Here is a 19,797-nt window from a genome sequence, read left to right as displayed (position 1 = left end):
CAAATAATTTACCAAATACATTGTCTGTCAATCTGTTAAATACATTTTCGTCTCGGTCATCAACATTTGCTTTAGTAAGCATAAAGTTTAGGATCTCACCTCTTTCATTACAGATAAGATGTAGTTTGAATCCAAAATACCATCCCATTGTACTCTTGCCTCTTGTTGCATAATTTCTAAAAACCTTATTGCGATAAATACGTTTATTATGACAAACTGGAATACAAGTTGAGTCAATGAAACTAATACCAGTACACCTCCCAAAACAACATATCTGTAGGAACATCATCATCTCTACAGAGACTCGTGCTTCTAATTCAAGAAAACGATTATAAGACAATTGATTTGGAAATAAATCTGCTAAATGCTCTTTTACTAAAAAGGTATAATAGTGACAGAGATTACGATAGGAATCAAAGTGGAAGCAAATTAAAATCGTCATGATTTCAGATATACTCATACGGCACTGGCGATGACACCCTTTACTCTTTTCAGAGAGACCTGTTTTATCAGTTTCTAATTCAAATTCCTTGCAGAAATCATCCGCAATACAGAAAATTTTAGTATTTCTGGATAAAAAACAATACCCTCTATACAAGATGGTTTCGTGCAATCGCCTGATTTTCGGGTAACGATTTGGTAACTGTTCTATTTGCTACACTCTGCGTTATTTTGCTTATAGTGACAACTATTTGTTACGACAAAGATAATCATTTATATTGAGTACGAACCAGCTTTTAAGCAATATTTTTGTGTTAAATACTTTTGTTTTCACGATTTTTCTTCTAATATTTTTGGGCTGTATTTATTTTTTGCCTATCTTTGAATCTATAATTAGCAATGCTTTGCGTATCTTCTTTCTCTTTCTTGCAAATCCTGTCAATACTTATATTTGTAACAACCTATTTTACTCTAAGACAAAAATGGAAGAGCATTCTGTTTATATAATAAAGAAAGGTGAGACACTTGAAAGCATTGCAAAGAATTTGCGAGTGAATGTAGATGATCTCGTAGAATACCACAATGCTCATACATCAGACTTTATCTCGAATGATAAATGGGGATTGTTCATGACAAAAGAACTATGCATCCCCAAAGATTTGACAAATATGCGTTTGGCAAATGTACCAGATATTATAGAGTTAGGACATGACAATACTTTATTTAATTGTAATGATATTGTTGTGGATGAGATTTCTGAGATGAAACTAAAAGGGCAGGATATGCTTCAAGCCCAGATTATGCAGCGATACTCTGTAGAAAAAAGCTATACAGACAACAGGGTACTTTGTACTATTGATAGGAGAGAAATTCTTAAGCGACAAATTTCACCAATGTACAGACCCTTAGCCAACGTATTAACATTTCTCGGTCGTCCACTTGACAGGCTTACCTTGGGAATTAACCCTGACGGAGCAATTGCAAAAGTTGTCAATCAAGAAGAAATCTCCGAGCAATGGCAGCAACTCAAACAGACCGACGAGGCACAGGCGTTACTTACAGACCAAACACTTGGTGCAAATATAGAGCAGGCAATGGATGCAGATTATAGTCAGTCACTTGATGTCGTAAATAAAACTTTGAAATACAGATTGCTCTGTCCTGACATGTTTAATAGACATTTTTTTGCGAAAATGCACACGTATGAGACTGATTTACAACTCCCATCAAACTTTTTTGCATCCAACAAAATCCGGTTTACATTAAACGAGGAATATACCTTTGATTTACAAGCAGACGCCCTTTCGATTCACCGGAGATATGAAGCTGTAAATGAGATGCAACAAGAACTCTTGGACGTTTATCGCAGTTCCATGCAAGATTATCTGCAATGTCCTATGGATTATAAGATGAGCATAGATTGTATTTTTATGCTTTCTTATAGTAATTTTCAAATACAAAATACAGCATGTCATCTTCAAGAAGAGTTGAATAATTCTGCCATATTCATAAATGATATTAATATTATGTATAACAATAGCGAACAACAAACAGTATGAGTAAGTTATATGTACCCGAAGGCGTATGGCTGGTGTGTTCTGAAGGCACAAGTACACAGCAATTGGCTGTTGTAAGCCAGTCGACAGTAACTATCAACGATGGTCATCTGATGGCAACTGTTGAGGATAAAGTAAAAACTGATTTTGGTTGTAAAAAAGGAGCTCTTTTAACTGCCATTGCTATGGCTCTCTGCGCTATAGCTGTAGCTGCATTTGTTGTAGGAACAGGCGGATTGGGAGCCTGCCTTATTATTGGAGCTGCAGGGGCAGCAGGGGCCGTTGGTGGTGGTATTATCGGCAGACTAATGCCATGTGGCTGTGCCTCGTGTATGGGCAGTTGGAAGAATCACAGTCCTTCTGTTAGGGTATGCGGCTATTACGCTCTTTTGGAAGATTCTATCTCTACATGTTCCAAAGGTGGAATTATCAAGATTATGTTCTCCAAGGAGGCTGCGGAAGCGTACGCAGCATTAGTAGCGATGAAATCAAATGTGGAAATTGCCAATGTGGCTGCCATTGCATTTGCATTACCATTCATACTTAGAGGAGCTGGAGCCGCTATTATTGGATTTAAAGGAGGTTTTTCTGCAGCATTGGCGGTTGGTGGTCGTGCCGCAGCTTTTTATACATTAGGAACAGGAATAACGGGTTTTGTTTCGTTTGAAGCAGGGCTTTATGCTAAAAAAGGTGTAAACTATGCCTATGAAACAGCGGGTGTTGATAAATATATTAAAGGAAAAATTGAAGATGAAGCTTCGACAGCTTTAGGTGATGGAGAAAATCAAACTTGGATGTTTGAAACCAAACAACAAGCTGGTTATATCGGAAAGATTGGGAAAAGGAATAATTACTCTATAACAAACTATGAAAAACTGACTTATGAACGTGAGGGTTATCTAAGTACCACAAAAGGATATGTTGATGAAAAAGGATGGGAAGTAGTTGAAGAAAAATCGAATTGGAAATATAGGGTAGAAAGCACAAGAAAGATTGAAAAACTTCCTACGACAGATAAATTGACACGATCATCTGGTGTCTATTATATGAGAGATGAGTACACCTATAAAACAGGAAAAGATTATAATATAGGAAAAGGATTAGCTAAAGACTTAAAAAAGTCTGCAAATCCCTTTGGGCATATGTTTGCTATTGGTTTGTTGACAGACCTCAGCCGAGGTATATGTAATAAGTTGCTAGAAGGGAAATTAGACAATTATAAAGAAATGTTGTCCGCAGAGCAACAAGCTCGCAAGAAGATGACTGTACATACCAAATAGAAAATGAAAATGAAATTTTTCCTTTTACATGGCGAAAGTCAAGTAAAACAGTTTTTCCTAGGACATAGACTATTATCTTATGCCATAGCTTTCTTTTTCACATATTGCTGCCTACACGTAGATTATTCTGTAATTAATAATGCTCGGACAAAGATGAATAAGCTGGAATATAAAGAAGGGGCTATCTCTTCTTGGGATATTATTGGGACGAGTTTTTTTACAGCCGAATTTAAAATTGAAAATGATAAAAGGACTTATGAAACAACAAGGTATACACCGTGGTCATGTTGTTTACAGCATACAGGAGAAAAAGGCGAAAAGGTATCTTTTTATATATTAAGGAATAAGAAAAATCATAATGGAGCTTTTTCTTATTATGGACTAAGCAAGATTGGTAACCCTCGTTCTCAATTCTGGCTGTTTTTCGATGTCCTTCTTTCTTGTTATAAATCCGTTTTCATTTGGTGGGGGTTGGGACTGTTTGGTTGTGTTATGTTCAATTTTCAAATAATAAGGAAGCGAATGTTACTTCTATTGACAGGTCTTATTTGGGGGATAAGCCTTCTTCTTTATGCCATTGCTAACATTTCATAATAATTCCAAGCCCGTGTACCTTTGTGTCCGTTGCTTTTTATAGTCTCACCTCATCAGACCTTTTCCTTTTCCTTTTGGTAGAAACAAGCTTATAGTACGAAACTTATAGGCATAAAAAAAGGACTACCGCTGTAGTCCAACCTTTGTTAACCTTAAATCTAATACTATGAAAAACACGATGCAAAGATATGGAGTTTATTTCATATTTGCAACTTTTTCAATAGTTATTTTGGGTTTATGCGTTATTATTGATTTATATCAAGTAAATAATATAACAATGTGATAGTTTGTAATCAATAAGCTTCAAAAAGCATAGTAGGCCTGTTGATGCCTCAAGAACTGTTTCTAAGACAATTAAGCGACTACTTTTTCCTGTTGAAAGCTATCGTACCGACATCGGATGAGTCTATCGCTTTTTAGGGCCACAGCTATCTTGTATGCGCTCATAGAACTGTCCGAGGATATTGAGCATATCGTCGGGCAAGTAGCTGATAGCCTTCTCTATCATCCATTCTGGCACAGGATAATAGGCTTCGGCAACCGAACCAGCGATGCAAGCCTTCGTGTCGGTATCGCCATCACACAGTACTGCAAGGCGGATAGTATCCTCAAAACTATTAGCATCCATGAAGCAGCGCAGTGCCATCGGTACTGTTTCTTGGCAAGTACCATCGAAGTGTCCCTCTGAGCCAATCTTCTTTATGTCGCGCATAGGAGGCAATTCGTATCCAAAGAATTTCTCAACTTTGCGCTCGACATCCGCCTTAGAGAAACGCATCAGTCGTAGCCAGCAGATGGTTTCAGCAATACATTGTGCACCCTTGATGCCTTCTGGGTGGTTATGACTTACCATTGCGCTCTTCTTAGCCTCCTCAATCACATCCCCCCACTCGTCGAATAGCCAGCCAATAGGGCTGACGCGCATGGCAGAACCATTGCCAAATGAGTTCATTGGCACAGGGTTGTCTGCGTTAATCCATTGATAGAATCGATTGCCATAGCCGCCCATTGGGTCTGGATAACGCCGACACCAGTCGAGCAGACTCTCCTGATAGTCACGTTCGTTCAGCACCGCATCGGCAATAGCCATGGTGCATATCGTATCATCAGTGTAAGAACAATCGGGGGTGAAAAGCTCAAAGTCTTTCTGTGGGACAGCTCCAAATTCGAAGCGTGAGCCTACAATATCTCCTATAATAGCACCAATCATAAAGTTTCGTATTTAATCTCTCTATAGTGTGAGAGGGGATTGAAAAACACTATGGGGTATATGTTTCCTGTTAGGTTGTTAGTAGTAAATCCGTATAAAGAAGGATAGTTGGCCCCTTGTCTCCTGTCGGTAAGAGAAGAAAAGCAGCCTTTTGTACTCCGACCGGGAATCGAACCCGGATCAAAGGTTTAGGAAACCTACGTTCTATCCATTGAACTATCAGAGCGAGCCTGTCGAGTATTACTTTGCTTCTGTTAGGAGGCTGTGGAATAACTCTCGGTTGCAAAGATAGGAAAAAAAGTAATATATAAGGTGAAATGATAGTTTTTTACCTTTCTATGGTTGTCCTACCTTATTAATAAGCCATAAGAAGGGCTGTATCAAGTGTGTTCATACAAGTTGATACAGCCCAATGTGTGATGGAATTATCTATAATCCCTTCTCGATATTATGCTCCGTGAAAGAGATATTCCTGCTGTATGTCTTGCGTCATCAGCGTGAAGAGTCGTTCTTGCAGGCGGTCGGCAAGGTCGAGTGCACTGTTAAGAACCTTGTCAGAGAACGCCTGTAACAGGTCTTGTGCATGGAGAGGTTGCGTCTTATAGATGCGCAGATATTCCTCTTCCATCTCACGTTGGCGCTGGTCGGTCTCAGCTTCAAACTTTGCATACGCCTCTTTGATGATAGGAGCATACTTGTTGTAGTTGGTCATACCCAATACCATTATCTTGCGGAACTTCCAATAAGCTGAGTCAGCACTTGACTCTCCATTACCCTTTGTATAGGCTTCAGGATAAGAAGTGATACCCTGATAGAGTGGAAGGAACACACCGAGGTCGGCCATACCCATAGCAACATAATTCACACAGCCGATAGCCTGTGGCAGTTCTGGACGTACCTGTAGGAGGTGAGTCTGGGTGGTACGGAAGATAGAAACAGGGCGGTAAGGCTCCTTTGGATTACTATTAAGATATGGATCGTGCTCCGTATTGTCGTAGTGGAAGCGGAACGCCGTGCGGAGTTCGGTCAGTGTGATTTTATGAGCAGGCTTAGCAAAGACAGGGAAGGTGTTTCGTGTTACGTCATTCTTGATTTCTGGAGAGAATAACTGCTGTAAGCCCCATACACGTGGGTAGTTATAAGTAGTGTCAAGGATGACATCACGTGCGTAGGCAACGTGGAAGTCGAATGCACCCTGCGCTGGGTTATAGAGTCCATGCTTCTCAGCAAACTCAATCAAGTCGGCTGATGCAAGGTAATTCTCCTTATCATTAGGGTCGTAAGTACGGAAGCGACTTTGGTTGCCAGTGACGAAGTATTGGTCTTTTGGCATACGACAAGCCAACCAACGATGGCCACAAGCAGTCTCTAAGTACCATATCTCTTTACTATCCACAAAGCCAATGCCGAAGCCCTCAGCAATACCATACTTCTCGATGAGCATCCCCAATCGCTCAACACCTTCACGAGCGGTGCGTACGTAAGGTAGGGTTATGTTGAAGACAGAGTTCTCTGCCACACCATTCTCTACTAATGGGTCGTGTTCCAACACCTCGTCACTACTGAAGATACTCTCCGTAGCACTCATGCCTACGCCTGCTGTGTTGAAACCAGCACTGCCCCAATGACCGTGAAGATTATACGGAGAAAGGGCAGAGTAGCCCAAAGCCTTCTCTGGGAGTTCGCAACGGAAAGGGCTATCCTTTGCCACGAACTCACGTGGACCATTGTCTGTATCCTCGAATATCTCGTAGTTCTTAGCTTCCATAGCGTCCCAGTCCTCTGAACGCGCTACTATCATCGAACCATCAGCAGTCTGTTCTTTCCCAATGATGATGGTTGTACACTCTGAAGGGAGGTTGTGTTCAATTTGCATTTTGTCTGTTTTCATAAGCTTAAATGTCTTAGTTCTTGTTGTTAATTACTGATGACAAAAATAGTAAATATTCGTGGAAGTGGTGTAAGAAGTTAGGATAAAAATGATAAATAAGGGCTGTGAAGAGGCAAAATACCCACTTATAGTTATGCTTCCGATGAGATAGGAGGTGATAGTACTAACTGTAATCGTAGACGAAAGGCCGGCAGGACTAAAATAGCACATCTGCGATGGGCGTGCTGACAGAAAAGTTATGGATTAAAGCAAAAGACTTTCAGGACCTGATTCTACCCAAAATAATTTTGCTGTCATATCTGTCATGGGTTGTAGGTGTGCAACTGATTAATCTACAAAGGGTTGTATGAAATGTTAAAAATGACAGCAAATTAAAATAAAAAAAATGTAGTATAATCGGCTTAGAGATTTATGTTTTTGGAGGTAGGTGCTATGGGTGTCTTCGTAATGATATACCTCCCTTCGGTGGTGAGCGTACTTTGTGGTGCTCTCCTTTCAAGTGAATCAAGGTTGTTACCTATATAATTTAATACATTTTAGGACGGATTTCAGATGGAAAATGTTATATTTGTAGCGTGTTATATATAATATGGTCGTTTGTTGAAAGGTATTAATTATGTGATTATGAAGAAAGTTAAGCCCCTATTCTTTTTGTTGACTCTTTGTATGATACTTTTTTCTTGTACAGAAAAGAGTTCTGTCAAGGCGGTTAGAGAAAGTGGGATTCTGAGTAAAAATAATATGTCTGAGGTGCAGAAGAAGGGGAAGGATAGCATAAAGGATATGTCGGTAAAAGATTCGAAGATAGAAAACCGTTCATATAAAATACTTATCCCTTTCAATTATCGTCAATGTAAGGTTGATACATTGATTGATGATACTTGGGTGGAACTGTATAAGAAAGGTCAGAAATACTATCTTTCTAAGGCAGAATATACAATCGGTAAAGAGTGGGATGGGATTATAGGAGACTCTGTATCAACACTGACAAGCGAGAGAGACGTTATTCTATATGTTAATCATTTGCCCTCTAAAATGGGAAAAGTGAATAGTGTAGACCTTCATATTGCCCCTAATTCTTTCTTGGATTCCTTTTATTTAGAGCCAGGAACTCCGTTACGTTTTACTTTTGAGGGTAAGCATTATGAATTGATAACTAAGGAAAAGGTTTTCACGAAACATGGTACTCAATCTTATGAGGGAGTCATTCTCTTAAATGGAAAGCAGATTGTCAGAAGGACAAATTTGGATAAAGTTGACTTCAGTCTTATGTTTGCAGGTGATATTGATGGTGATAGAAAGTTAGATTTAGTCTTTAATTTGTCGGGTGTGTTTGGTGAAGTTTATGTTGCTTTATACTTATCCTCCTGTGCTTTACCTGGTCAACTGGTAAGAAAGGTAGCGGAAGTGGTTGATGATTTTGGGTGTTAGAACTTTCAGTAGTTGGTTCTCTATAGTATTATAAAGTCAGTATTCATACATAGAAATTAATTTTTAAATTTATAAATGAGAATTGCGTTACTTATCTTTCCTTTGTTAGTATTCTCGTTATTGTTTTCTTGTTCGGACATGAAATCAGCTAAATCTGATCATGAAACATCTGTCTTTGCAAAAGATAATGCTGATTCTATGGAAACAGATACCATGGAATCCAACAGGAATCATTTACATGTATCATCCCAAAACAGTAAGTCTCTCAATTACAAATTCCTTGTTCCGGCTCATTATCATTATATAAATCCAGGCAGGATGATTGACAGTAGTTGGGTGGAGATTTACCAAAAGGGGAAGAAATTCTATTGTGCAAAGGCACAATATACCCTTAAGAGAAGGTGGTCTGACTATATAGGTGATACCGCAAATGTATTATATGGGAAAAGAAAAGCATTCCTTTTTGTCAATCATCTACCTACGAAGTTAGGAGAAATAGAGGCTGCAAACCTTAATTTTGATGAATATATTACCTTACGACCTAATGAAGTTTGCAGCTTTATGTTTGGTGGAAAACGTTATAATTTGGAGATAAAAAAAGAAAAGAAGAAGGATGATTCAGTACCCTTTACGTGTTTTACCTTATTGAATGGTAAACAGATAGCAAAGCGAACGAAAGTATTTGAAGCTGCTTTTGAACTCTTATTTGCAGGCGATATTGATGGTGATGGCAAGTTAGATTTGGTGATTGACTTTAGAAGTGACACTGGTGAGTTCAAAGTTGTCTTGTTCTTATCGTCCTGTGCGTTGCCTGGTCAGTCGGTTCGACAAGTGGGAGAGATAGATGATCAATATGACTGTTAAGTCACTTTGACACTTGTGTTAATCAGAGGAAAGGCTGATATGAAAACTTAAATATTAAATAACTCATTCAAAAACAAGGTGTCTAAGGAAACACTGCGCCTTTGTTAGACCTTCAATCATTTTTTTGTTTGCTGGGAATTTGGATGAGAATTGTAAATAAGACCTTGTTTTTTCAGCACCTTTAGATAATGAATATCTCAGAATATCTTTGCTCGCTCCTGGTTTGTAAATGGAAAAAGCTGCAGAGACAGTGGATGACCTCAGTTGTTAGTAGGGGTTTATACTTGTCAAAGTATAATATAAGGAATGTATTGAGTAGTATTCATCTGTAGGATGTAATACACTAAGTTATGTATGTCGAAAGGCAATTAATATATATTTATTATGAGATTAAAGTATGCATTTTTATTATCGATTTTTTGTGTCATAATACTTTCTTGTACCGACAAGAAGCCTGTAAGTCAGGCACAGGCAGCGTCGGTACAGCAGGAGGATAGTGTGCCTGTAAAGAAAGTAGATAGTGTTAAGGTTGTAAAGAGGCAGCCACTAACGTATAAGATTCTGGTTCCTTTTGCTTATCGTTTTTGTAACCCCGATACATTGATAAATAAGAATTGGGTTGAACTATATAAGGATGGGAAAGGTTATTATGTAGGAAAGGCGCGTTATAGTATTCAGAAAAAGGAAGATGCATGTGTGGGAGGAATGACACCTCACTTGTCGGGGAAACGAAATACAATCTTATTCGTCAATCAGTTGCCTGTCAATCTGGGGAAGGTAAAGACTGCTGATGTAGAGATTTCTGATACTACTTTCCTTGTGCCGGGCACTACAAGTCGCTTTGCTTTTGCAGGAAAACATTATAAGTTAGAGGCAAAGGCACAAGGTGAGGATGTCTATAAGAACTATACCCTGTTACTGAATGGAGAGCGAATCTGCAGAGAAGCGGAGGTGGATGGGGCTTATTTCCGTCTTCTATTTGCTGGCGATTTGGATGGAGATGGAAAGTTAGACCTTGTTCTTTCTTTGCCATTGCATTATGAAAACCTCAGAGTTGTCTTGTTCTTATCTTCTTGTGCGCCCCCAGGTTTACAAATAGGAAAAGCTGCTGAGATTGTTGATGACTTCAGTTGTTAGCCGTTTTCTGTGTTTTATTCATAAGAATGAAGGATATTAGATAAAAAGTATTATATTTGTAACGTGTTTGAAACAGAGATAAAACTATATGATGAATTGGTAGCAGAGTATCAAGAAAAGATAGTGCTGCCAATGGGAAAGAAGGCGTTTAGAGAGTATTCTGAGATCCTTTTTTCCTGTCATAGCTGTGGTATAGAAGGGTCTTCTTTCTCAGTGGATGATACACGTTGTCTGTTTGAAGAGCAGTTAGGCTATCATCCAGTTGGCAAGTCTTTGTTGGAATGTCAGGAGATGGCAGACCACTTTGCAGCATATGAATGGATGCATAATCATTTAGATCACCCTTTTGATGTCGAACTATTGAAGACCATCAATAGGTTGGTAACACTTCGTACGCTCACCTATAAGCAGGCAGATGCCGTACCTGGGGAGTTTACAACGGTGGATATGGCAGCTGGTGATACGGTTTTTGGCGAACATGAAGGATTGGTGGCACAGGTACCACGACTGATGTCTTCAACAGCTGAGATGATGAAACGTGGAGAACTTCACCCTATGATTCTTTCTGCTCGGTTCCATGGTTTCTTTGAATACCTACATCCTTTTCGTGATGGGAATGGGAGAACAGGCAGGTTGTTATCCAACTTCATCTTGCTACGTCATGATTATCCAGAATTGATTATACAGAAAGAAGATCGCCAAGAGTATATTGCTGCTTTGCGAACCATACGAACGGAAGGGACGGATGAGCATCTAATTGCGTTCTTCTTTAAGGCAGCTACAAAGCAAATGGAAAATGCTTTGGCGCAGAAAAAGCAGAATAGTCGTACAATGTTCTTCTTTTAGTGGTCTACTTTCTTTTATACTTAGTGTGTAAACTGTGCTTTTATTGATATATAATATCGTTTTAATTATTTACAAGCAACTTGTTTACTCGTCTACTCGTTAACTTGTCAACTACAAAAAGATATGCTTCAGGAAAGTCCAATACAACTATTACAACGTCAACGTTTACTGCTCCAAATGGAGTATTATGCCGAGAAAGAAGCCTTTAGAAAGCAGACTGAGGCTGCTGGTATGCAGCGAAAAGTGAAGCGAGGTGACGCTTGGTTCCCATTAAGAGTGGGTAAACGGTTTTATAATGGACTCAACCAGCTGTGTATTGAGGTGTTTCGTACACAGGATGGGGATATCGAACATAACTTTGAATGTGGTCGTCCGCTCCTTTTCTTTAAGTTTGTTGAGAAAGGGGAGGAGACTTCTAATAAGGCTGTTCAGCTGAAATACTATGGCTTTACAGGTACGGTATCTTATGTAGAGGGCGACAGAATGGTTATTGCTGTCCCTGATTCTGCACCCTTGTTAGACCTACAATCAGCTTCAGAACAGGTTGGTTGCCAGTTAGGTTTTGATGAAACGAGCTATCAAATGATGTTCGATGCGTTAGACCGTACCATGAAAGCAAAGGGAAATAGACTTGCCTATCTTCGCGACTTGTTCTATTCACGACAGAAGGCAGAGAGGTTCTCCTTTGCTCCTATTCGATTACCTTGGCTGAATCCGACGCAAGAAAAGGCTGTCAACGAGGTGTTATGGGCAAAGGATGTGGCGGTAGTTCATGGTCCACCGGGAACAGGTAAGACAACAACATTGGTCGAAGCGATCAACGAAACACTGATGCGAGAAAGCCAAGTGATGGTCTGTGCGCAGAGTAATATGGCTGTTGACTGGATTTGTGAGAAGCTTGTCGACCGTGGTATCAATGTCCTCCGCATTGGTAATCCTACCCGAGTGAACGACAAGATGCTGGGTTTTACATACGAAAGAAAGTTTGAAGCGCATCCAGACTACCCACAGTTATGGTCGATTCGGAAGGCTATTCGAGAATTGAGGAACAACAGAAAGAAAGGTTCTGAAAGCTATCATCAGAAGATGGATAGACTGAAAAGCCGTGCTACGGAGCTTGAGATACGTATCAATGCCGAACTGTTTGGAGAGGCACGTGTCGTTGCTTCCACCCTCGTTGGTGCTAACAGTAGGATAATGGAGGGTCAGAAGTTTACTACTTTGTTCATCGATGAGGCTGCACAAGCCCTTGAAGCAGCCTGCTGGATAGCCATTCGTAGAGCGTCGAGAATCATCTTTGCAGGTGATCATTGTCAACTTCCACCGACTGTAAAAAGCATCGCTGCCCTACGTGGAGGCTTAGGAAAGACCCTGATGGAACGTATCGTTGAGAATAAACCAGAGGTTGTAACGCTGTTGAAGGTGCAGTATCGAATGAACGAAGAGATTATGCGCTTCTCATCCGATTGGTTCTATGGTGGACAGGTAGAGACCGCTCCGCAGATTAAATATCGTGGCATCCTCGATTATGACAACCCAATGGTATGGATTGATACGTCTGATGAGGCTGTCGTAGCATCGTATGACTTAACGGAAAGTGAGGCTAATTCTGTCCCTTCCCAGTTGAGTAATGACAAGGAAAATGCCTTTCATGAGCAGTTTGTTGGTTCTTCTTTTGGACGTATAAATAAAGGAGAAGCAGAGTTAACACTCAAGACTTTAGTCGATTACTTTACTAAGATAGGGAAGCAGCGTGTGTTAGATGAGCGGATAGATGTGGGCGTTATCTCTCCTTATCGTGCTCAAGTGCAGTATCTCCGTAGTCTAATAAAGAAGCGAGCGTTCTTCAAGCCCTATCGAAGTCTTATCAGTGTGAACACCGTTGACGGCTTTCAAGGGCAAGAGCGTGACGTGATTCTCATCTCTCTTGTGCGTTCTAATGATGATGGTCAGATAGGTTTCTTGCGTGATTTACGCCGTATGAACGTTGCCATAACACGTGCCAGAATGAAGCTGATTATCCTTGGTAACGTCCAGACAATGACCAAACACGAATTTTACAAGAAGCTATGGGAGAGTCTTCCACAGTCCTGAAAGTGGCTGTCCTATTAGCCCAATTAGTCATATAAGCCTAATGGAGGGAGGGAGTTGTGATTATCTATATTCAGCAAGTTTGCCGTTTAGAAAGTAACGGTACAGTAGTCTGAACCAATCTTATGGATACATCTTAATATATCTTCTTCCCTTTCTTTGGACGGCTTCTTAACCCCATTGATATAATTACGCAGTAGAGAAGCATTGATACCAATGAGTTTTGCAAACTCGGCAATGTTCAGTTCTTTATGTGTAAGGAAGAACCTTTGTAGTGCTGTAGGCTCAACATCTTCATAGCCGAAGCTCTCAAAGCTAATATCTTCATCCAAATTGCGCCAATGAATACCGTCAAATCCGATTTGATAGCTTTCCCGCTCTTTGTCAGAAGCCGCAGCAAGACGAGGGTACCATAAAAGAGATTGACGAAGTGTACGCCCCTCTTCATCCTTACCATATATATAATCTTTGTCGAACCAAATCTTTTTTATATCCATATCTTACCTCCTTAATCCTCAAAATACGCTTTCCAACGTGAGATGATAATATCTTTATTCTCGTCTATAACAAACTTAATCTTCTTCAACTCATTGTTTTTTAATCCTTTGCTGATAGCCAACACGAAATCATTACCATCATAATTATACTTAGCGAAACCTTCTGCACCTTCCACGTGTACGTGGATTGGTTCGTGCTCTCGACTATAGAAAAAGAACGAAAAACCATAAAAACGAAATATCTCAGGCATAGTATTATTAAGTTTAGTTCGTTACAAAGATAGGTATTAGATTTGATACCCGCAAATGTTTTTTGTTTAATTACACACAGAAAAGTGGATTTATATCAATTTTTTACTTACTTTTGTGTCATAAAAGGAAATCTACTATGTTACAACGAGATTATTTTATTCGATTAATAGAGGAATTCAATGCTGCTATCTCACGCTTTCTTACAAAGAAGGATGATGACTTGAAGCGCGATAAGGACTTGAAAGACCTTTACAGACAGTATGTTGGAGAGTATGACGACTTGCGTAATCTCTCCGTTGACGAACTGTTGACGTATGCCAAGGAGCAGTGGGATGAGGAAGAACGGATAGACAAAATCAATATGGTTGCAGAGTTGCTTTATGCCGAAGGAAGCTATAAAGTGCAGCCTCTGCGGCAGATGCTGATGGAGAAATCATATAGGTTATTCGACTATGTTGAGGCGAATGGCTCTACGTTCTCTATCGATCGACGTCAGAAGATGGAGGCTATGCGACAGGAGTTAGGCAATAAGCTCTCTCAAATAGATTGATGTTTGAGCGGGTAAAGAGGAAGAGAATTATTTAATATCATAATCATATCAGGCTAAACCTAAACCAATCAATTATGCTTGAGAAGAACATTAGAGAACAGATTAACGAATTGATACACCAGCAGGTGGTACCTGCTGTGGGGTGTACAGAGCCTATGGCTGTGGCATTATGTACTGCACGGGCCACGGAGTTATTAGGTAGAAGACCAGAGCATATTAGTGTGTTACTCTCTGCTAATATCTTAAAGAATGCGATGGGAGTTGGTATTCCTGGCACGGGGATGATAGGATTGCCTATTGCTATTGCTCTCGGAGCTTTGATAGGAAAGTCGGAGTATCAGTTGGAGGTTATCAAAGACCTCACACCTGACACCTTAGAAGCTGGTAAGACATTTATCAGTGAGAATCGTATTGACGTCAAGTTAAAGGAAGGTATCACTGAGAAACTATACATCGAAATCACTTGTGAGGCTGAAGGACATCGTGCCACAGCCATCATCATTGGTACTCATACGAATATTGTCTTTGAAGAGAAGGACAGTACTGTTCTGCTCGATAAGATGCAACTCAGCACAGCTGCTGTCGAAAAAGCACCTCTTTGTCTGAACCTCAATACGGTATGGGAGTTTGCAACGACCTCCCCTGTCGAAGAGATTGACTTTATCCTTGAGGCGAAGCGATATAACCTCCGTGCTGCAGCCGAGGCTTTGAAAGGGAATTACGGACATTGTTTGGGTAAGATAATGGACCGTCCTTTGAGTCGTGGAATCTTTGGTAATAGTATCTTCTCACACGTCATTGCAAAGACAGCCTCTGCCTGTGATGCCCGCATGGGGGGTGCTTTAATCCCTGTGATGAGCAATAGTGGTTCTGGAAATCAGGGTATCTGTGCAACGAACCCAGTAGCCGTTTTTGCCAAGGAGAATGAGAATACGCGTGAAGAACTTATCCGTGCACTTATCTTAAGTCATCTCACTGCCATCTACATCAAGCAGAGTCTCGGTGCACTGTCAGCCCTTTGCGGATGTGTCGTAGCAAGTATTGGTTCCAGCTGTGGTATTACTTACCTGATGGGAGGCGATTATGTTAATGTCTGTCATTCGGTGAAGAACATGATAGCCAACCTTACAGGCATGATTTGTGACGGTGCTAAACCAAGTTGTTCACTAAAGATATCATCGGGCGTATCGACTGCCATCCTCTCTGCCACGCTCTCTATGGAGGGCAAACATGTGACGGCTGCAGAGGGAATCATCGATGAAGACGTTGATAAGTCTATCCGTAACCTAACAAGCATAGGGAAGGAAGCGATGTGTAACACCGACGATATGGTGCTTAACATCATGACTCATAAGTGTAATTAAAAGGCTGTTATACCCTAACTCAGCTTTTTTTTCGAATTATTTTCATGAAAAGAAATATTTATCTTCATGAAAGAAAATTCTTTTCTTCATGAAGATAAATTGTTTGTAGATGTTTTCTTGTATCGAAGGGAGATTATTTTAGCCTATTCTCGTTCGTAAGTAATAATCGTGTTAACATACTTCTCTATCTTCGCAACACGTAGGTTTTTAGGCAGTTTAGGTGCTTCTACACCCTTGCCGACCGTGAAGGTCGCTTCTTCTATTCGTATCTCGTCCCATAGCCCAGCGTCAAGAAAACTCTGTAAAGTCTTTGCACCGCCCTCCACGATGAGGCTTTGCTTCTTTTCAGCATAGAGATGCGACAGCACATCGGCTGGGGTTGCAAATTCATTAGCCCTTATTGGTTTACTTGTTAGTACTATTTTCTCAGGATTAGGACCGCTCCATTCCCTCACTGTCAGCTGTGGATGCTCCAGTTCTTCCGTTGTCTTACCAACGAGAATAGCATCATTCTCAGCCCTCATCTTGTGTACTAACATCTTTGTGAAGGGGGTAGAGATAATCAGTGGTTGATAGTCTTTACCCGGCAAGTTGCCAATACAAGCCACAGGAGATTTTTCCTTACAAGCATTTACCCCCTCTCTACTACCATTTATAACACTCGCATTATTAGCAGAATATTGGTGATTATTACCCTCTCCGTGGGTGTTCGGTGAGGAGGAGGGGATAGTTGTTGTGTTGAGTGGTGTGTCAGTCGGTGTACAGCTTTGTGCGTTCTCCTCTCTGCATTTAGCCTCAGCCCATTTCAAAATCACGTATGGTCGGTGGTGAGTATTGTATGTTATAAATCGTTTGTTCAGCTCTAAACACTCCTTCTCTAAGACACCCACCGTCACTTCTATCCCTGCTTTGCGCAGTTTCTCAACCCCTCTTCCATGCACTTCGGCAAAGGGGTCGATGCAACCACATACAACACGGCGCACACCCTTACTGATGATAAGGTCGGCACAAGGAGGAGTCTTGCCATAATGAGAGCAAGGTTCAAGACTGACGTAGACTGTTGCTTCATGGAGCAAAGCCTCGTCTTCACTCTTTACTGACGCAAAGGCATTCACTTCAGCGTGTCCCTCGCCACAACGAACATGGTAGCCTTCACCGATAATCCTACCTTCCTTGCTCACAATGACAGCCCCAACCATAGGGTTAGGTTTAGCCAATAGCTGGCCATTGCGTGCTAATTGCAAGCAACGACGCATGTATTTTTCGTCAATATCTTCTTGTTTCATTTCATTAAAATTCTTATCTTTGCAGCTATGACATACCAAGATTTATGGCAGAGACTCACTCCTTTATATGATGAAGGTGAGGCACAAGCTATCGTTCGGCTTGTGTTAGAGGTGCAGTTTGGCATTACGCTGACCGATATATATACTGGCAAAGTTAATGAATTATCACGAAATGAGGTGGAGGAATTAGATAAAATCATCTCTCGTTTGGAGCATTCTGAACCCGTACAGTATGTTCTCGGACGTGAAGCCTTTTGTGGACGTGCATTCCATGTGGCACCAGGAGTACTGATACCGCGCCCAGAAACAGAGGTACTTTGCCGTTGGATAGAAGAAGATTACAACCGTCCTTATTGTGCCTTACAGCCTCCTGTGCCCCTACAGGTGCTGGATGTGGGTACTGGTAGCGGTTGTATTGCTGTTACCTTGGCTTCCGATTTATACAATTCGGCTGTTACGGCGTGGGATATATCGGGTGATGCACTACTCATAGCACGTGAGAATGTACATCAGTGGCAGGTTCGTGTTGAACTAAAGATGGAGGATGTACTTCATCCTTCAGCATCGGCTATGCAACAGCAGTTTGACGTTATCGTCAGTAACCCACCTTATATCTGCGAAAAAGAACGAACAGCGATGGCGAAGAATGTACTTGCGTATGAGCCAGAAACGGCGCTCTTTGTGCCAGATGATGACCCACTGCGCTTCTATCGTGCAATAGCCGAATACGGTCTGCAGGTTTTCTCGGAGGAAGGTACACTTTATTTTGAAACCAATCCTATATATATAAATAAGGTGAAGGAAATGTTAAGCTGCTTAGGTTACAAGCAGATAGAACAGAGAGAAGACCAGTTTGGTAAACTCCGTTTCATTAAAGCCATCCGACCATGATACAGAAACGACCCATGATGGAACCACAGGCCCTAAAGAAACTTGCCGATTTATGTGCGAAAGGCGAACATTGCTCTGGCGAGATGTTAGAGAAGATGCGTAAATGGGGACTGTCAGAAGATGCGCAAGCACGTATTATGGAAAAGTTGATAACGCTGCATTACGTTGACGATAGCCGTTACACGGAGTCTTTCGTACATGATAAAATCCGCTATAACAAGTGGGGTAGGAGGAAGATTGAGCAGGCCTTGTGGATGAAAAAGGTAGATAGTGCTATCTCTTCGCCTATCCTCGATACCGTGGAAGACGAGGAGTACCTCGCAGTCTTACGTCCGCTGTTAGCAAGTAAGTATCGCACTATTAAGGCAGAGAGCGATTACGAGCGTTCAATGAAGCTGATAAAGTTTGCGATGGGACGTGGATTTACGATGGAACTAATCCGTAGGTGTATAGATGAAGGAGTCGTTGATGCGGATGGTGATGTAGACTTTGTAGACGATGACACAGACGATTAGTTTATTGGCTCGCCTGATAGACACCCTTGCTCCTCGTTCGTGTACGATGTGTGGTGGGCGTCTTACAGTTACAGAGGAGGTGATGTGTGCTTGTTGTAACCATCGTCTCCCACGTACCTATTATTCTAAATCGGCTTATGACAATAAGCTTGTGCGCCTCTTTTGGGGTAGGATACCGATAGAGAAAGGTGCTGCATTCTTTTTCTATAAAGCCCATTCAGATACCAGTCGACTGATTTATAGCCTCAAATACGATAAGCATCCCGAAGTAGGGGAGACTCTTGGACGTATTGTCGCAGCCGAGTTTGGCCAAGATAGTTTCTTTGATGGAATCACCGCAGTGGTCCCTGTGCCCCTTGCTCGGCAGCGTGAGCGTGAAAGAGGGTATAATCAGAGTGAAGAGTTAGCACGTGGCATCAGTTCAGAAACTGGTCTACCCGTCTTAGAGAAAGTGTTAGAACGTATCAGTTTCCATGGTAGTCAGACGCAGAAAGGGCGTTGGGAACGTAATGAAAACGTAGAGAAAGCCTTCCGACTCATTGACTCCTCCGCTCTCAACAACCAACACCTCCTGTTAGTTGATGACGTGATTACGTCGGGTGCCACCCTTGTTGCTGCAGCCAAAGAGCTCCTTAAAGCAACGAATGTCAAGATTAGTGTACTCTCACTTGGCTTTGCTAATAATGAATAAATGCCTTAATTTTTTTGTAGTTTGTTTTTTTTCTTACTTTTGTAGGTGCATACCAAATAGCAAAAAATAACTAAAAACAATTTACTTTATGATTGTCTACGGACAAATACATAAGAGTATAACCTAAACAAAAGCCTTAACCAATGCGAAGCAAGAACCTTAATGTTATGAAAAAGTTATCAGATGGAACCTTTGTTGGGTAATAGAAAGAGAGACTTTGATGTCTAATTAAAATCTAATAAGATGGTCTCTATCAGTCTGATAAGTCGCAATTTACTTTAATCCAACCGATGTTTAAGAACTAAAGGTGACTTGGAAACATACACAAAAAGGATGCTTCTGCAGTACATTCGTATATAAATAAAAATCTAAACAAGAAACTGCTCCTAAGTAGAAAAGTACTTGTGGGG

General features: G+C 40.9%; 19 protein-coding genes and 1 tRNA gene. 13 read left to right on the top strand and 7 right to left on the bottom strand.

What is annotated here, in order from left to right; genetic code table 11:
- On the bottom strand, nt 1–613 hold a 613-nt coding region (locus tag HMPREF0666_RS12045; RefSeq protein ID WP_009012641.1), incomplete at its 3' end, for an IS982 family transposase.
- A gap of 310 nt (nt 614–923) precedes the next feature.
- Between HMPREF0666_RS12045 and HMPREF0666_RS12040 the strand changes: the two genes are divergently transcribed.
- Genes HMPREF0666_RS12040 through HMPREF0666_RS12030 form a run of 3 tightly spaced genes read left to right on the top strand, consistent with a single transcriptional unit; the run spans nt 924 to nt 3,871 of the window.
- Nucleotides 924–2,000, top strand: a complete 1,077-nt coding sequence (locus HMPREF0666_RS12040; RefSeq protein ID WP_042856339.1) for a LysM peptidoglycan-binding domain-containing protein — start codon at nt 924–926, stop codon at nt 1,998–2,000.
- Nucleotides 1,997–3,277 (top strand): PAAR-like protein, encoded by a 1,281-nt coding sequence (locus HMPREF0666_RS12035; protein ID WP_009012639.1) that lies wholly within the window; start codon nt 1,997–1,999, stop codon nt 3,275–3,277. Before HMPREF0666_RS12040 ends, HMPREF0666_RS12035 begins: the two co-directional genes overlap by 4 nt.
- A 3-nt stretch (nt 3,278–3,280) precedes the next feature.
- Nucleotides 3,281–3,871 (top strand): hypothetical protein, encoded by a 591-nt coding sequence (locus tag HMPREF0666_RS12030; RefSeq protein WP_042856331.1) that lies wholly within the window; start codon nt 3,281–3,283, stop codon nt 3,869–3,871.
- Between the two features lie 406 nt (nt 3,872–4,277).
- Here the strand turns inward: HMPREF0666_RS12030 and HMPREF0666_RS12025 are convergent, their stop codons facing one another.
- From HMPREF0666_RS12025 to HMPREF0666_RS12015, 3 genes are all read right to left on the bottom strand, one after another.
- Nucleotides 4,278–5,081, bottom strand: a complete 804-nt coding sequence (locus tag HMPREF0666_RS12025) for an ADP-ribosylglycohydrolase family protein (RefSeq protein WP_009012637.1) — start codon at nt 5,079–5,081, stop codon at nt 4,278–4,280.
- Nucleotides 5,082–5,235: 154 nt separating this feature from the next.
- Nucleotides 5,236–5,307 (bottom strand) — tRNA-Arg (locus HMPREF0666_RS12020).
- A gap of 222 nt (nt 5,308–5,529) precedes the next feature.
- Entirely contained in the window at nt 5,530–6,957 is a 1,428-nt protein-coding gene (locus HMPREF0666_RS12015; RefSeq protein WP_009012636.1) for a C69 family dipeptidase, read from the bottom strand.
- A gap of 639 nt (nt 6,958–7,596) precedes the next feature.
- Between HMPREF0666_RS12015 and HMPREF0666_RS12010 the strand changes: the two genes are divergently transcribed.
- The 5 genes from HMPREF0666_RS12010 (at nt 7,597) to HMPREF0666_RS11990 (ending at nt 13,344) form a co-directional block, all read left to right on the top strand.
- On the top strand, nt 7,597–8,403 hold the full coding sequence (locus tag HMPREF0666_RS12010) for a hypothetical protein (RefSeq protein WP_050803246.1): 807 nt from the start codon (nt 7,597–7,599) through the stop codon (nt 8,401–8,403).
- A gap of 138 nt (nt 8,404–8,541) precedes the next feature.
- A complete protein-coding gene (locus tag HMPREF0666_RS12005) occupies nt 8,542–9,267 on the top strand; it encodes a hypothetical protein (protein ID WP_157600278.1) in 726 nt (241 codons plus the stop codon).
- 384 nt (nt 9,268–9,651) lie between these two features.
- Nucleotides 9,652–10,404 (top strand): hypothetical protein, encoded by a 753-nt coding sequence (locus tag HMPREF0666_RS12000; protein ID WP_009012632.1) that lies wholly within the window; start codon nt 9,652–9,654, stop codon nt 10,402–10,404.
- A gap of 63 nt (nt 10,405–10,467) precedes the next feature.
- Nucleotides 10,468–11,250 carry a Fic family protein gene (locus tag HMPREF0666_RS11995; RefSeq protein WP_042856327.1) on the top strand — a complete coding sequence of 261 codons (783 nt, stop codon included), beginning with the start codon at nt 10,468–10,470 and terminating at the stop codon, nt 11,248–11,250.
- Between the two features lie 123 nt (nt 11,251–11,373).
- Nucleotides 11,374–13,344, top strand: a complete 1,971-nt coding sequence (locus HMPREF0666_RS11990) for an AAA domain-containing protein (RefSeq protein ID WP_009012630.1) — start codon at nt 11,374–11,376, stop codon at nt 13,342–13,344.
- An 86-nt stretch (nt 13,345–13,430) separates the two neighbouring features.
- Here the strand turns inward: HMPREF0666_RS11990 and HMPREF0666_RS11985 are convergent, their stop codons facing one another.
- Nucleotides 13,431–13,838, bottom strand: a complete 408-nt coding sequence (locus tag HMPREF0666_RS11985) for a DUF2442 domain-containing protein (RefSeq protein ID WP_009012629.1) — start codon at nt 13,836–13,838, stop codon at nt 13,431–13,433.
- 11 nt (nt 13,839–13,849) lie between these two features.
- On the bottom strand, nt 13,850–14,089 hold the full coding sequence (locus HMPREF0666_RS11980; protein WP_009012628.1) for a DUF4160 domain-containing protein: 240 nt from the start codon (nt 14,087–14,089) through the stop codon (nt 13,850–13,852).
- Nucleotides 14,090–14,226: 137 nt separating this feature from the next.
- On the opposite strand from HMPREF0666_RS11980, the gene HMPREF0666_RS11975 reads away from it, so the two are divergent.
- On the top strand, nt 14,227–14,640 hold the full coding sequence (locus tag HMPREF0666_RS11975; RefSeq protein WP_009012627.1) for a hypothetical protein: 414 nt from the start codon (nt 14,227–14,229) through the stop codon (nt 14,638–14,640).
- A 74-nt stretch (nt 14,641–14,714) separates the two neighbouring features.
- Nucleotides 14,715–16,004: a serine dehydratase subunit alpha family protein gene (locus tag HMPREF0666_RS11970; RefSeq protein WP_009012626.1), complete on the top strand. Its 1,290-nt coding sequence runs from the start codon at nt 14,715–14,717 to the stop codon at nt 16,002–16,004.
- 143 nt (nt 16,005–16,147) lie between these two features.
- Here the strand turns inward: HMPREF0666_RS11970 and ribD are convergent, their stop codons facing one another.
- Nucleotides 16,148–17,290, bottom strand: a complete 1,143-nt coding sequence (gene ribD / locus HMPREF0666_RS11965; protein ID WP_009012625.1) for a bifunctional diaminohydroxyphosphoribosylaminopyrimidine deaminase/5-amino-6-(5-phosphoribosylamino)uracil reductase RibD — start codon at nt 17,288–17,290, stop codon at nt 16,148–16,150.
- A gap of 27 nt (nt 17,291–17,317) precedes the next feature.
- Here ribD and prmC point away from each other — a divergent pair, with 27 nt between their 5' ends.
- The 3 genes from prmC to HMPREF0666_RS11950 are packed head-to-tail and all read left to right on the top strand — an operon-like array spanning nt 17,318 to nt 19,387.
- The gene (gene prmC, locus HMPREF0666_RS11960; RefSeq protein WP_009012624.1) at nt 17,318–18,181 is read left to right on the top strand and encodes a peptide chain release factor N(5)-glutamine methyltransferase; all 864 of its coding nucleotides are present in this window, start codon (nt 17,318–17,320) and stop codon (nt 18,179–18,181) included.
- Nucleotides 18,178–18,696 (top strand): regulatory protein RecX, encoded by a 519-nt coding sequence (locus HMPREF0666_RS11955; RefSeq protein ID WP_009012623.1) that lies wholly within the window; start codon nt 18,178–18,180, stop codon nt 18,694–18,696. The genes prmC and HMPREF0666_RS11955 overlap by 4 nt, the downstream gene beginning before the upstream one ends.
- Nucleotides 18,680–19,387 carry a ComF family protein gene (locus HMPREF0666_RS11950; protein ID WP_009012622.1) on the top strand — a complete coding sequence of 236 codons (708 nt, stop codon included), beginning with the start codon at nt 18,680–18,682 and terminating at the stop codon, nt 19,385–19,387. Before HMPREF0666_RS11955 ends, HMPREF0666_RS11950 begins: the two co-directional genes overlap by 17 nt.
- Nucleotides 19,388–19,797 lie beyond the last annotated feature (410 nt).

The organism is Prevotella sp. C561, from assembly GCF_000224595.1.
Taxonomy (GTDB): Bacteria; Bacteroidota; Bacteroidia; order Bacteroidales; family Bacteroidaceae; genus Prevotella; species Prevotella jejuni.
This window is presented reverse-complemented; position numbering and strand designations above follow the sequence as displayed.

Coding starts and splice junctions, on each gene's coding strand:
- HMPREF0666_RS11955 (WP_009012623.1), top strand. CDS start 18,178: ATGATACAGAAACGACCCATGATGGAACCACAGGCCCTAAAGAAACTT.
- HMPREF0666_RS12010 (WP_050803246.1), top strand. CDS start 7,597: ATGAAGAAAGTTAAGCCCCTATTCTTTTTGTTGACTCTTTGTATGATA.
- HMPREF0666_RS11970 (WP_009012626.1), top strand. CDS start 14,715: ATGCTTGAGAAGAACATTAGAGAACAGATTAACGAATTGATACACCAG.
- ribD (WP_009012625.1), bottom strand. CDS start 17,290: ATGAAACAAGAAGATATTGACGAAAAATACATGCGTCGTTGCTTGCAA.
- HMPREF0666_RS12000 (WP_009012632.1), top strand. CDS start 9,652: ATGAGATTAAAGTATGCATTTTTATTATCGATTTTTTGTGTCATAATA.
- HMPREF0666_RS11985 (WP_009012629.1), bottom strand. CDS start 13,838: ATGGATATAAAAAAGATTTGGTTCGACAAAGATTATATATATGGTAAG.
- HMPREF0666_RS12025 (WP_009012637.1), bottom strand. CDS start 5,081: ATGATTGGTGCTATTATAGGAGATATTGTAGGCTCACGCTTCGAATTT.
- HMPREF0666_RS11950 (WP_009012622.1), top strand. CDS start 18,680: ATGACACAGACGATTAGTTTATTGGCTCGCCTGATAGACACCCTTGCT.
- HMPREF0666_RS12035 (WP_009012639.1), top strand. CDS start 1,997: ATGAGTAAGTTATATGTACCCGAAGGCGTATGGCTGGTGTGTTCTGAA.
- HMPREF0666_RS12015 (WP_009012636.1), bottom strand. CDS start 6,957: ATGCAAATTGAACACAACCTCCCTTCAGAGTGTACAACCATCATCATT.
- HMPREF0666_RS11980 (WP_009012628.1), bottom strand. CDS start 14,089: ATGCCTGAGATATTTCGTTTTTATGGTTTTTCGTTCTTTTTCTATAGT.
- HMPREF0666_RS12005 (WP_157600278.1), top strand. CDS start 8,542: ATGAAATCAGCTAAATCTGATCATGAAACATCTGTCTTTGCAAAAGAT.
- HMPREF0666_RS12040 (WP_042856339.1), top strand. CDS start 924: ATGGAAGAGCATTCTGTTTATATAATAAAGAAAGGTGAGACACTTGAA.
- HMPREF0666_RS11990 (WP_009012630.1), top strand. CDS start 11,374: ATGCTTCAGGAAAGTCCAATACAACTATTACAACGTCAACGTTTACTG.
- HMPREF0666_RS12030 (WP_042856331.1), top strand. CDS start 3,281: ATGAAAATGAAATTTTTCCTTTTACATGGCGAAAGTCAAGTAAAACAG.
- prmC (WP_009012624.1), top strand. CDS start 17,318: ATGACATACCAAGATTTATGGCAGAGACTCACTCCTTTATATGATGAA.
- HMPREF0666_RS11975 (WP_009012627.1), top strand. CDS start 14,227: ATGTTACAACGAGATTATTTTATTCGATTAATAGAGGAATTCAATGCT.